The organism is Pseudomonas sp. SCPG-7 (assembly GCF_002156405.1).
Classification (GTDB): Bacteria; Pseudomonadota; Gammaproteobacteria; order Pseudomonadales; family Pseudomonadaceae; genus Aquipseudomonas; species Aquipseudomonas parakoreensis.
Genome location: NZ_MVOO01000010.1, coordinates 36,864 through 49,813, shown reverse-complemented (window position 1 = coordinate 49,813; position 12,950 = coordinate 36,864). Strand labels below are relative to the sequence as shown.

General features: G+C 61.5%; 10 protein-coding genes. 8 read left to right on the top strand and 2 right to left on the bottom strand.

The genetic code is table 11. From position 1 onward, the window contains the following. Positions 1-188: 188 nt before the first annotated feature. Positions 189-2,408 carry a primosomal protein N' gene (locus B1722_RS18820; protein ID WP_086793893.1) on the bottom strand — a complete coding sequence of 740 codons (2,220 nt, stop codon included), beginning with the start codon at positions 2,406-2,408 and terminating at the stop codon, positions 189-191. Between the two features lie 287 nt (positions 2,409-2,695). Between B1722_RS18820 and rpmE the strand changes: the two genes are divergently transcribed. The 3 genes from rpmE to B1722_RS18805 all read left to right on the top strand — a co-directional run bounded on the left by rpmE (position 2,696) and on the right by B1722_RS18805 (position 5,187). Beyond that, positions 2,696-2,911: a 50S ribosomal protein L31 gene (gene rpmE / locus B1722_RS18815; protein ID WP_041074926.1), complete on the top strand. Its 216-nt coding sequence runs from the start codon at positions 2,696-2,698 to the stop codon at positions 2,909-2,911. A 41-nt stretch (positions 2,912-2,952) separates the two neighbouring features. Then, on the top strand, positions 2,953-3,735 hold the full coding sequence (locus tag B1722_RS18810; protein ID WP_086794030.1) for a thermonuclease family protein: 783 nt from the start codon (positions 2,953-2,955) through the stop codon (positions 3,733-3,735). Positions 3,736-3,918: 183 nt separating this feature from the next. Continuing rightward, on the top strand, positions 3,919-5,187 hold the full coding sequence (locus B1722_RS18805) for a malic enzyme-like NAD(P)-binding protein (RefSeq protein ID WP_041074924.1): 1,269 nt from the start codon (positions 3,919-3,921) through the stop codon (positions 5,185-5,187). Between the two features lie 235 nt (positions 5,188-5,422). On the opposite strand, the gene B1722_RS18800 is transcribed toward B1722_RS18805, so the two are convergent. Then, positions 5,423-7,867, bottom strand: a complete 2,445-nt coding sequence (locus tag B1722_RS18800; RefSeq protein WP_371851387.1) for a penicillin-binding protein 1A — start codon at positions 7,865-7,867, stop codon at positions 5,423-5,425. A gap of 219 nt (positions 7,868-8,086) precedes the next feature. Here B1722_RS18800 and B1722_RS18795 point away from each other — a divergent pair, with 219 nt between their 5' ends. Genes B1722_RS18795 through pilQ form a run of 5 tightly spaced genes read left to right on the top strand, consistent with a single transcriptional unit; the run spans position 8,087 to position 12,947 of the window. Continuing rightward, a complete protein-coding gene (locus tag B1722_RS18795; protein ID WP_041074920.1) occupies positions 8,087-9,151 on the top strand; it encodes a pilus assembly protein PilM in 1,065 nt (354 codons plus the stop codon). Continuing rightward, a complete protein-coding gene (locus B1722_RS18790) occupies positions 9,151-9,717 on the top strand; it encodes a PilN domain-containing protein (RefSeq protein WP_041074918.1) in 567 nt (188 codons plus the stop codon). The genes B1722_RS18795 and B1722_RS18790 overlap by 1 nt, the downstream gene beginning before the upstream one ends. Beyond that, positions 9,714-10,337 (top strand): type 4a pilus biogenesis protein PilO, encoded by a 624-nt coding sequence (pilO, locus tag B1722_RS18785; RefSeq protein WP_041074916.1) that lies wholly within the window; start codon positions 9,714-9,716, stop codon positions 10,335-10,337. Before B1722_RS18790 ends, pilO begins: the two co-directional genes overlap by 4 nt. Beyond that, on the top strand, positions 10,334-10,861 hold the full coding sequence (locus tag B1722_RS18780) for a pilus assembly protein PilP (RefSeq protein WP_041074914.1): 528 nt from the start codon (positions 10,334-10,336) through the stop codon (positions 10,859-10,861). The genes pilO and B1722_RS18780 overlap by 4 nt, the downstream gene beginning before the upstream one ends. Positions 10,862-10,874: 13 nt before the next feature. Continuing rightward, positions 10,875-12,947, top strand: coding sequence for a type IV pilus secretin PilQ (gene pilQ / locus B1722_RS18775; protein ID WP_041074912.1), 2,073 nt, complete (start codon positions 10,875-10,877; stop codon positions 12,945-12,947). Positions 12,948-12,950: the final 3 nt, after the last annotated feature.

Below are 12,950 nucleotides of genomic sequence, written 5' to 3'. Positions count from 1 at the left end.
AGACGGGCTTGCCAACCTTAGCAGGCAGCTTATGGATATGTGGTGACAAATTACCCTGTGGCGAGGGAGCTTGCTCCCGCTCGGCTGCGCAGCAGTCGTAAAACCGGCGGGCTCGGTTTGGCTGGCACTGCGGTTTTGGGGCCGCTTCGCGCCCCAGCGGGAGCAAGCTCCCTCGCCACAGGTCGGCGTCAATACAGATCCACGGGATCGACATCCAGCGACCAGCGCACGGCCCGCCCGCTCGGCATCTGCTCCAACTCCAGCAACCAGCTGGCGAGCAATCGATGCAGCGGTGCCCGCGCTGCCGCCTGCACCAACAGCTGCGCCCGATAGCGACCGGCTCGGCGCTCCATCGGCGCCGGCACCGGCCCTAGCAGTTCGATCCCGCCCAGCTTCTGCTCGGCCAGCAAACGCTCGGCGGCGCTGCATGCCTCATCGAGGAAACCTTCGGCCTGCCCCGGTTTGTGCGCTTCGGCACGCAACAGGGCCAAGTGTGAAAACGGCGGCAGTCCCGCAGCGCGGCGCTCGCTCAGCGCCTGTTCGGCAAAGGCGAAGTAGCCCTGCTCGGTCAATTGCACCAATAAAGGATGGTCGGCCAGGTGGGTCTGGATGATCACCTTGCCCGGCTCTTCCGCCCGTCCGGCGCGCCCGGCCACCTGCACGATCAACTGCGCCATACGCTCGCTGGCGCGGAAGTCGCCGGAGAACAGCCCGCCGTCGGCATCCAGAATCGACACCAGCGTGACCCGGGGGAAGTGATGCCCCTTGGCCAACATTTGCGTGCCGACCAGAATGCACGGCTGTCCCTTCTGAATCGTCGCGAACAACTGATTCATCGCGTCCTTGCGCGAGGTGCTGTCGCGGTCGACGCGCAGCACCGGGTAATCCGGGAACAGAATCGCCAGGCGTTCTTCGGCGCGTTCGGTACCGGCGCCCACCGGGCGCAGATCAACTTTATTGCACTTGGGGCATTGGCGCGGTGTGCGCTCGACGTTGCCACAGTGGTGGCAGCGCAGTTCGCCGTAGCGTTGGTGCACGGTCATTCGCGCGTCGCAGCGCGAGCACTCGGACATCCAGCCGCAATCGTGGCACAGCAACGTCGGCGCAAAGCCGCGCCGGTTGAGAAACACCAGCACCTGCTGGCCGGCCGCGAGGGTCTGGCCAATGGCTTGTTGCATCGGCCCGGAAATGCCGCTGTCCAGCGGACGGCTTTTCACGTCCAGCCGCAGGAAACGTGGTTGCCTGGCGCCGCCGGCCCGCTCGTTGAGGCGCAGCAGGCCATAACGACCGGTGTAGGCGTTGTGCAGGCTTTCCAGTGAAGGCGTGGCGGAGCCGAGGACGATCGGGATGTTTTCCTGTCGCGCGCGCACCAGTGCCAGATCCCGGGCGTGGTAGCGCAGGCCTTCCTGCTGTTTATAGGATCCGTCGTGCTCTTCGTCGATGATGATCAGCCCCGGGTTTTTCATCGGGGTGAACAGCGCCGAGCGGGTGCCGATAATAATGTCGGCCTCGCCGTCGCGGGCAGCGAGCCAGGCGTCGAGGCGCTCACGGTCGTTGACCGCCGAATGCAGCAGGGCAATACGCGCATTGAAGCGCTGCTCGAAACGCGCCAAGGTCTGTGGGCCGAGATTGATTTCGGGAATCAGCACCAGCGCCTGCTTGCCGGCTTCGAGGGTTTCGCGGATCAGTTGCAAATAGACTTCGGTCTTGCCGCTGCCGGTGACGCCCGCCAGCAGAAACGCGTGATAACTGTCGAACCCGGCGCGGATCGCCTCGTAAGCGGCGCGTTGTTCGGTGTTGAGCGGCAACTCCGGCTGGGCCAGCCAGTGTTCATGGCGCACGCTGGGGGCATGCCGGCGGATTTTCACTTGCACCAGGCCCTTGGCCAGCAGCAGGTCGAGGCTGTCCTTGCTCAGCATCAATTTGCTCAACAACTGATGAGCCACACCGTGCGGGTGCTGTGCCAGCGTCGCCAGCGCTTCCCGTTGCCGTGGCGCGCGGGCGACGCGCGGATCATCGAGGCTGGCGCCGGGCGCGACAGACCAGAAGCGCTCCTGACGGGCTTCGGCCGGTTCGCCCTGACGCAGCAGCACCGGCAGCGCCCAGCTCAAGGTATCGCCGAGGCTGTGCTGGTAATACTGCGACGTCCACAGGCACAGCTTGAACAGTGCGGGCGGCAGCGGCGGCTCTGCATCGAGCAGGGCCAACGCCGGCTTGAGTTTCTCCAGCGGCACGTCGCTGGTATCGGTGATCTCGACCAGAATCCCGATCATCTCCCGCCGCCCGAACGGCACACGAAGGCGCATGCCCGGTTGCAACTGGGCGCGCTGCACCCCGGCCGGGGCCCGATAGTCGAACAGGCGGCGCAGGGGCGAAGGCAGGGCGAGGCGCAGAATGGCGTCGGGCACGCGGGGGGATCTCTATCAACACAAAAGGAGGCTTGGCGCAGTTCAACTGTGGGAGCGAGCTTGCTCGCGAACGCGGTGTGTCAGGCACGAAATCATCAACTGGCACAACGTATTCGCGAGCAAGCTCGCTCCCACAGGGGAGTGTGTTCAAGCCCGGGAGCCTAGCAGACGGTCGGTCTCAGGGACAGCTTGCGCGATTGGCATTGTCTGGTAGAATCCGCGGCCTAATTACGTGCGGTATTCAACAATAGTGTTGGGTGGCGGCACGCTAGCCTGAGGAATACACCATGAAAGCTGATATCCACCCGGATTACCCAGTAGTTGCTGTTACCTGCAGCTGCGGCAACAAGTTCGAAACCCGTTCGACCTTCGGCAAAGCCCTGGCGATCGACGTTTGCAACGAGTGCCACCCGTTCTACACCGGTAAGCAGAAGACTCTGGACACCGGTGGTCGCGTTCAGAAGTTCGCCGACCGTTTCGGTGCCTTCGGCGCCAAGAAGTAAGATTGGTCATCCTGGAAAGCCTCTACGGTTTTTCAAGGCTGATGAAAAAGGCGTCCCTTGTGGGCGCCTTTTTTGTGTCCGCGATTTGGCTGTCCGGCGCCCAGGCCTTCTGCACCGCGCCCAAAGGGCTGAGCAGCGTTGCGGTACAGCGCGTGGTCGACGGCGACACCCTGCGCCTGAGCGATGGACGCAGCGTGCGGATGATCGGTCTCAACACCCCGGAACTGGGCAAGCAGGGCCGCAGTGACGAATCCTTCGCCGTGGCGGCGCGCAAGCGTCTTGAAGCACTGGTGGCGGACAGCGGCGGTCGGGTCGGTTTGCTGCCGGGCAAGCAGGCCAAAGACCATTACGGTCGCACCCTCGCGCATGTCTACAGTTCAAGTGGGGCCAATCTTGAAGCGCAAATGCTTGCCGACGGCCTGGGTTTTCAAGTGGCGGTGGCACCGAATGTCGACCTGGTTGCCTGTCAGCAAGCCGCCGAACAGCGTGCACGAACCGCTGGGCGCGGGGTCTGGCGCCAGTCGCCTGTACTGAAAGCGGAGCAGATCCGCACTTCGGGGTTCGCCGTGGTCAGTGGGCGTGTGAGCAAGGTTCAGCGCAATCGCGGCGGAATCTGGATCGAGTTGCAGGGCTCGGTTGTACTGCGCGTTGCACCCAATCTGCTCGGACAATTCGACAACGTCCGGTTGCAGTCGCTCAAAGGCAGGCAGGTCGAGGCTCGCGGCTGGGTCGTTGATCGTTCGCGGCGTGGCGGGTTGAAACCGGATCAGCCGCGTTGGCTACTGCCATTGACCGATCCGTCGATGCTGCAAAGTGTGCGCTGAAGAAAAATTGTAGACATTTTTTCTATCGATTGTGAACAGTCCAGCCCTTGTGCGCCGTGGCTCTTGGCCCAAAGTCGTAGGACAGGGCGCTTGACAGGGGTGACCGCTCAGTCTTGTGGGGACTTTGCGAGGCGCGTATCCTCGCTGACCAGTCTGTCCAACAGTAAAAAGCGGAATGCCAAAATGTCTGATCTGAAAACTGCCGCTCTCGAATATCATGCCAATCCTCGTCCAGGGAAGCTGAGTGTCGAGCTCACCAAGGCCACTGCTACCGCCCGCGACCTGTCGCTGGCGTACAGCCCCGGCGTAGCTGAACCAGTGCGCGAGATCGCCCGCGATCCTGAACTGGCCTACAAATACACCGGCAAGGGCAACCTGGTTGCAGTCATTTCCGATGGCACCGCGATTCTGGGTCTGGGTAACCTCGGCCCACTGGCTTCCAAGCCGGTAATGGAAGGTAAAGGCGTACTGTTCAAGCGCTTCGCCGGCATCGATGTGTTCGACATCGAAGTCGACTCCGAAAGCCCGCAAGCCTTCATCGACACCGTAAAACGCATCTCCATCACCTTCGGTGGCATCAACCTGGAAGACATCAAGGCGCCTGAGTGCTTTGAGATCGAACGTGCTCTGATCGAGCAGTGCGACATTCCGGTATTCCACGATGACCAGCACGGCACTGCGATCGTGACCGCAGCCGGCATGATCAACGCCCTGGAAATCGCCGGCAAAACCCTGCCGGAAGCCAAGATCGTCTGCCTCGGCGCTGGCGCTGCGGCCATCTCCTGCATGAAGTTGCTGGTGAGCATGGGCGCAAAAATCGAAAACATCTTCATGGTTGACCGTACCGGTGTGATCCACTCCGGCCGTGACGACCTGAACCAGTACAAAGCGGTATTCGCTCACGCCACCGACAAGCGCAGCCTGGCTGACGCTCTGCAAGGCGCTGACGTGTTCGTCGGTCTGTCCGGCCCGAACCTGCTGAGCGCTGAAGGCCTGCTGTCGATGGCGGCCAACCCGATTGTCTTCGCCTGCTCGAACCCGGATCCGGAAATCTCCCCGGAACTGGCGCACGCCACCCGCAGCGACGTGATCATGGCCACCGGTCGTTCCGACTACCCGAACCAGGTCAACAACGTTCTGGGCTTCCCGTTCATCTTCCGTGGTGCCCTGGACGTTCGCGCCAAGCGCATCAACGAAGAAATGAAAGTGGCTGCGGCCAACGCCCTGCGCGAACTGGCCAAACTGCCAGTGCCACAGGACGTGTGCGACGCCTACGGTGGTGCGCCGCTGGAATTCGGCCGTGAGTACATCATTCCGAAGCCAATGGACAAGCGCCTGATCACCCTGATCTCCGATGCTGTGGCGAAAGCTGCGATCGAGACCGGTGTGGCGACCCTGCCGTATCCGAAGAACTACCCGCTGAAAAGCGTGGATGACGTGTTCAACGGCTAAGCCGTTGTAGCGCTCCAACGAAAGCCCCGGCTTGTGAGAGTCGGGGCTTTTTGTTTGGCAGATCAAAAGATCGCAGCCCGCGGCAGCTCCTACAGTTGGCCTTGGTGGCCGCCGATTTCGCGGATCGGCGCCGATTCTGTAGGAGCTGCCGCAGGCTGCGATCTTTTGATCTTGCTTTGAAGCACAAAAAAGCCCCGCGCTTCTCACGAAGGCGGGGCTTTTTGCTTGGGCTGGATCAGAACAGATCGATCGGCGCCTGCTCATCCGCTGGCAGCGGGCTGCCCGGTACGGCACCGTTGCCCAGTTCATTCACCGAAGGCGGCGTGTCTTCGGCCTTGAACAGCTCGAAGTAGGCACCCGGTGTGCTCGGCGTTGCTGCACGGCCGCTGACCGGATCCACTCGTAGGCTGAGGATGCCTTCCGGCTCAGGCTGCACATGCGGCGGCTTGTCCTTGAGCGCGGCCGACATATAGTTCATCCAGATCGGCAGCGCCACGGTGCCACCGAACTCGCGACGACCGAGGCTCTCTGGCTGGTCGAAACCGGTCCACACGGTGGTCACGTAATCGGCGTTGTAACCGGAGAACCATGCATCCTTCGATTCGTTGGTGGTACCGGTCTTGCCCGCGATGTCGCTGCGACCCATGGCCAGCGCGCGGCGACCGGTGCCGAGCTTGATCACGTCCTGCAGCATGCTGTTGAGGATGTACGTGGTGCGGCCATCGACAATTCGCTCAGCCACCGCAGGCACTTGTGGCGCAGCCGTAGCGCCCGGGGCTTCGCCCGGAACCGCAGCGGTGTTGACGGTAATCGGCTGAGGCGTCGGCGCTGCGATGCCATCGGTCGCCGAGCCGCCCTGTGGCACGGTCGGCGGGTTGGCGACGAACAGCGTGTCGCCGTTGCGGCTTTCGATCTTGTCGATGATGTACGGGGTGATCTTGTAGCCGCCGTTGGCGAAAGTGCTCCAGCCGGTAGCGATCTCCATCGGGGTCAGGGTTGCGGTGCCCAGCGCCAGCGAAAGGTTCGGTGGCAGGTCCTGCTTGTTGAAACCGAAGCGGGTGATGTAGTCGATGGTCTTGCCGACACCCATCGCCTGCAACAGACGGATCGACACCAGGTTACGCGACTTGTACAGCGCTTCGCGCAGACGGATCGGGCCGAGGAAGGTGTTGGTGTCATTCTTCGGCCGCCAGACTTTGTCCAGGTACTCGTCGACGAACACGATCGGGGCGTCGTTGACCAGGGTCGCGGCGGTGTAACCGCTGTCCAGCGCAGCGCTGTAGACGAACGGCTTGAAGCTCGAACCCGGCTGACGCTTGGCCTGCAGGGCGCGGTTGTAGTTGCTCTGTTCGAAGGCGAAACCACCGACCAGCGAGCGAATCGCGCCGTTCTGCGGATCCAGCGACACCAGCGCGCCTTGCGCCTGCGGGATCTGGCTGAACTTCAGCGAGTTGTTCGGCTGACGCTGCACGCGAATCAGGTCGCCGACCTGCGCCACGTCCGACGGCTGGCGCGGTGCGGCGCCCATGCTGTTGGTATTGAGGAACGGGCGGGCCCATTTCATGGTGTCCCAGGCGACGTGCTCTTCGCCGGTACGGGTCAGCACCTGCAAGCCATTCTTGTCGACCTGGGTGACGATGGCCGGCTCCAGGCTGCTGATGGTGCGCTGCTTGGTCAGTTCGGTGGCCCACGCTTCGTGGGTCTTGCCTGGCAGGCGCGACTCGGGGCCACGGTAGCCGTGACGCTGGTCGTAGGTCATCAGGCCTTCGTGCAACGCGGTGTTGGCCATTTCCTGCAGGTTGCTCGGCACGGTGGTGGTGACGCGGAAACCTTCTGTGTAGGCGTCGCTGCCATAGCGGCCGACCATTTCCGCACGGGCCATTTCGGCGATGTACGGTGCGTTCACTTCCGGGGTCGGTACGTGATAGCTGGCGTTCAGCGGCTCGTTGATCGCGGCGGTGTAGTCGGCCTCGGAAATTTTTCCAAGCTTGTACATGCGGCCGAGGATCCAGTCGCGGCGTTCTTTGCTGCGCGCCGGGTTGGCCAGCGGGTTGAAGCGCGACGGGGCTTTTGGCAGGCCGGCGATCATCGCCATCTGCGCCAGGCTGACGTCGCGGATCGACTTGCCGTAATACACCTGCGCCGCCGCCTCGATGCCATAGGCGCGGTTACCCAGATAAATCTTGTTCACGTACAGCTCAAGGATCTCGTCCTTGGTCAGCTGTCGCTCGATTTGCAGGGCCAGGAGAATTTCCGTGGTTTTGCGCGAGAAGCTGCGTTCGCTGGTCAGGAAGAAGTTCTTCGCCACCTGCATGGTGATGGTGCTGCCGCCGGACTGGATGTGCCCGCTTTTGACCAGTTGGGTCGCGGCACGCATCAGGCTGCTCGGATCGACGCCATAGTGGTTGGCGAAATTGTCGTCTTCAGCACTTAGTAACGCATTAATGAAATTGGGTGGAATGTCGGCGAAACGGATCGGAGTACGGCGCATTTCGCCAAATTCTGCGATCAACTTGTTGTCGCTGCTGTAGACCCGCAGCGGAATCTGCAACTGAATGCTTCTCAGCGCCTCCACAGACGGCAAACCCGGACTAAGGTAAAGAAACGCGCCACTGAGACCTAAAAGCAGTCCGCAGAAAACGGCGACGATGGACCAACCGAAAAATTTCAGCAGACGAATCAAGGCTTTTAAGCATCCAGGGCAAAGAATGAAGGTGGCGACAGGGTTCCGGTAACACACAGAACGGCCCGGGCCGGCAGTAAAAAGCGGAAAAAAACGCTGGGCATTATAAGCACTTTTCTGCTGGGGGCGTCATTTGCGCTTCTGTCAAGGCGTGATGAAGGAACGCAAGACGTATTACAGAGTCCGTAACTCACGGAAAGTCATAGGGAATTGGTAGTGCTGGGACTCTTCAATAAAAAGACCGATACGTTACTGGGGATCGACATCAGCTCCACTTCGGTGAAGCTGCTGGAACTCAGCCGTCAGGGCGACCGCTACCGGGTCGAGGCCTACGCGGTGGAGCCGCTGCCGCCCAACGCGGTGGTCGAAAAGAACATCGCCGAGCTTGAAGGCGTGGGCAATGCCTTGTCCCGTGTACTGGTCAAGGCGCGCACCGGGCTCAAAAGCGTGGCGGTGGCGGTGGCCGGTTCAGCGGTGATTACCAAGATCATCGAGATGGATGCCGGGCTGACCGATGACGAACTGGAAAACCAGCTCAAGATCGAGGCCGATCAATACATCCCCTACCCGCTGGACGAGGTCGCCATCGATTTCGAGGTCCAGGGTGTGTCGCCACGCAACCCGGAGCGGGTCAACGTGCTGCTGGCCGCCTGTCGCAAGGAGAATGTCGAAGTTCGCGAGGCAGCGCTGGCGCTGGCCGGGCTGACTGCGCGCGTGGTCGATGTCGAGGCCTACGCGCTGGAGCGCTCGTTCGGCCTGCTCGCCACTCAATTGGCCGCCTCGCAGGAGCGCCTGACTGTCGCCGTGGTAGACATCGGCGCCACCATGACCACCCTCAGCGTCCTGCACAACGGCCGCATCATCTATACCCGCGAGCAACTGTTCGGTGGCCGGCAACTGACCGAGGAAATCCAGCGCCGCTACGGTCTGACCGTCGAGCAGGCCGGGCTGGCGAAAAAGCAGGGCGGTCTGCCGGATGACTATGTCAGCGAGGTGTTGCAGCCATTCCGTGATGCCCTGGTGCAGCAGGTCTCGCGCTCATTGCAGTTCTTTTTCGCCTCCGGGCAGTACCATTCGGTCGATCACATTCTGCTGGCCGGCGGCACAGCGTCGGTGCCGGGGCTGGATCGCCTGATCGAGCAGCGTCTGGGCACCCCGACCCAGGTCGCCAACCCGTTTTCCGACATGGCCTTGAGCAGCAAGGTCAACGCCGGGGCACTGGCCAGTGACGCGCCGGCCCTGATGATCGCCTGCGGGCTCGCGCTCAGGAGTTTCGACTGATGGCGCGGATCAACCTTCTCCCCTGGCGTGAAGAACGCCGCGAAGAGCGGCGCAAGCGTTTCCTGCTGATTCTCATTGGAGTCTTCGTCGGCTCGGTGGGCGCGGTATTTATCGCCGATCAGATCTTCAGTACCGCCATCGAGCGGCAGGCCGAGCGCAATGCCTACATCGGCAAACAGATTGCCGTGGTCGACGAACGAATCAAGCAAATCAGCGAACTCAAGGCGCGGCGCCAGCAACTGGTCGAGCGCATGCGCATCATCCAGGACTTGCAGGGCAACCGGCAGATCAGCGGGCGGATCTTCGACCAACTGGCGCGCACGCTGCCGGACGGGGTGTATTTCACCAGCGTGAAACTGGCCGGCAAGACGCTGTCGATTAGCGGCGCGGCGGAGTCGAACAATCGCGTTTCGGAGCTGATGCGCAATCTGGACGCCTCAGACTGGTTCGACGCGCCGAGTCTCAATGAAGTGAAAGCGACGACTGCCGGTCAGGTGGACCAGGCCAACGTCTTTCAGCTGACCGTTCGTCAGACCCAGCCGGCCGTGACGGAGGGCGACAAATGAAACCGTCCGAATGGCTGCAAAGTCTGCGCAATATCGACTTCAACGATCTGGACACCAGCAATATCGGCTCCTGGCCAACCGCGGTGAAAAGCATCGCGGGAGTGTTCCTGGCGGTGCTGGTGCTGGCGCTTGGCTACAACTTTTTCATCAGCGACATGGAAAACCAGCTGGAAGCCAGGCGTCAGGAAGAAGACACCTTGAAAGAGCAATTCGCCAGCAAGGCGCGCATGGCCGCCAACCTGGAGCTGTACACCCAGCAGATGAAGGAGATGGAAAACACTTTTGGCGTGCTCCTGCGGCAGTTGCCCAGCGACACCGAAGTCCCGGGATTGCTCGAAGACATCACCCGCACCGGGCTGGGCAGCGGTCTCGAATTTGAAGAGATCAAACTGCTGCCGGAAGTGACTCAGCCGTTCTACATCGAGTTGCCGATCCAGATCACCGTCACCGGGGCTTACCACGACCTTGCGACGTTCGTCAGTGGGGTTGCCGGGTTGCCACGGATCGTCACCTTGCACGATTTCGAACTGGCACCTGCCAGCCCCGATGGCGGGACGAAGCTGCGCATGAACATCCTCGCCAAGACTTACCGCTACAACGACAAGGGGTTGGACAAATGACCCCGTTTCGTTTTTTCGCCCTGTCAGTGCTCTTGTTCGGCCTCAGTGGTTGCGGCGGCAGTGACGAGTTCAGTGACCTCGACGCCTACATGAACGAAGTACGTCTGCGGCCGGCCGGCCGTATCGAGCCGACGCCGACGTTTCATTCCTATCCCACGTTCACCTACAGCGCGGCCAACCTGCGCAGCCCGTTCTCGCGTCAGGTGCGAGTCGATCTGGCCGGGCACCAGCGCGGCTCGCGCAACGTCAAACCCGACCCCAACCGGGTCAAGCAATACCTCGAAGGTTTCAACATCGAGCAGTTTGAAATGGTCGGCACGATCTCCAATGCCTCCGGCTCCTTTGCGCTGCTGCGCGGGGCGGGCGGGGTGCATCGGTTGAAAGTCGGCGACTACCTGGGGCGCAACGATGGGCGCATCGTCGCCATCAGCGCCACTCAGGTCGATGTGGTCGAGATCGTGCCCGACGGCGAAGGCGCCTGGCTGGAACGTCCGCGCACCATTCCTTTGAAAGAGCACTCATAGTGGAAGTCGAACAATGAACAGGATTTTCTCCACCCTCGGTTTTTCGCTATGGATAGCGCTGCTTTCACCGATGGTTCAGGCGGCCAGTCTCAAGGCGCTGGATGTCGCGGCGTTACCGGGTGACCGTGTCGAGTTGAGGCTGGCGTTTGATAGTCCGCCACCGCAACCCAAGGGCTACACCACCGAATCGCCGGCGCGAATCGCCCTGGACCTGCCGGGTGTCGCCAGCCAACTGACGAACAAGACCCGCGATCTGGGCAGCGGCAACGCCCGCAGTGCGACAGTGGTCGAAGCCAGCGACCGCACGCGTCTGATCATCAACCTGACGCAACTGACGCCGTATACCTCACGGGTCGAGGGCAACAATCTGTTCGTGGTGGTCGGGCAGGGCGCCAAGCCTGCTGCGCCAAAGCCTGCCGCTGCTGCGCCGCGACCGGTTGCGGCTCCGGCGAAGGCTTACACCCCTGTCGCCAAAACCATTCGTGGCGTCGATTTCCAGCGCGGTACTGCAGGGGAGGGGAATGTGGTCATCGACCTGTCGGACCCGACCATCGCCCCGGACATCCAGGAGCATGACGGCAAGATCATTCTCAGCTTTGCCCGCACCCAGTTGCCCGACAGGCTGCGGGTACGCCTCGACGTCAAGGACTTCGCCACCCCGGTGCAGTTCGTCAATGCCGCCGCCACTGGCGATCGCGCGGTGATCACCGTCGAGCCCAGCGGCACGTTCGACTATTCCACCTACCAGACCGACAACAAGCTGACCGTCAGCATTCGCCCGATGACCGTCGATGATCTGCAAAAGCGCAACGCTGACCGCAACAGCTACAGCGGCGAAAAGCTTTCGCTGAATTTCCAGGACATCGACGTGCGCTCGGTGCTGCAACTGATTGCCGATTTCACCAACCTCAATCTGGTGGCCAGCGATACGGTGCAGGGCGGGATCACCTTGCGTCTGCAAAACGTGCCATGGGACCAGGCGCTGGATCTGGTGCTGAAGACCAAAGGTCTGGACAAGCGCAAGATCGGCAACGTGTTGCTGGTGGCGCCGGCCGACGAAATTGCCGCCCGCGAACGCCAGGAGCTGGAGTCGCAAAAACAGATCGCCGAACTGGCGCCGCTGCGTCGCGAGCTGCTGCAAGTGAACTACGCCAAAGCGGCGGACATTGCCAAGTTGTTCCAGTCGGTGACCAGCGCCGAAGCGAAAATCGATGAACGCGGCTCGATCACGGTCGATGAACGGACCAACAACATCATTGCCTACCAGACCCAGGATCGCCTCGACGAACTGCGGCGGATCGTGGCGCAGCTGGATATCCCGGTGCGTCAGGTGATGATCGAAGCGCGGATCGTCGAGGCCAACGTCGATTACGACAAGAGTCTGGGCGTGCGCTGGGGCGGTTCGATCCAGAACAAGGGCAACTGGAACACCTCCGGCGTCAGTAACGGCACCTCGACCACCATCGGCACACCGGGCAGTACCAGCACCAACTCGCCGTTCGTCGATATGGGCACGGTCGGTAACACATCCGGGATCGGCATCGCCTTCATCACCGACAACGTGCTGCTCGATCTTGAGCTGACTGCCATGGAGAAAACCGGCAACGGCGAAATTGTCTCGCAGCCGAAAGTGGTGACCTCCGACAAGGAGACCGCGAAAATCCTCAAAGGCACCGAGATTCCGTACCAGGAAGCCAGCTCCAGCGGTGCGACGTCGGTGTCGTTCAAAGAGGCTTCGCTGTCGCTGGAAGTGACGCCGCAGATCACCCCCGACAACCGCATCATCATGGAGGTCAAAGTCACCAAGGACGAGCCGGACTACCTGAACAAGGTGCAGGATGTGCCGCCGATCAAGAAGAACGAAGTCAACGCCAAAGTGCTGGTAAACGACGGCGAGACCATCGTGATTGGGGGCGTTTTCTCAAATACTCAAAGCAAGGTCGTAGATAAGGTGCCATTTCTTGGCGATGTGCCGTATCTTGGCCGCCTTTTCCGGCGTGATGTGGTTTCGGAGAAAAAATCCGAGCTGCTGGTATTTCTCACTCCGCGTATCATGAATAACCAGGCGATTGCTGTGAGTCGTTGATTC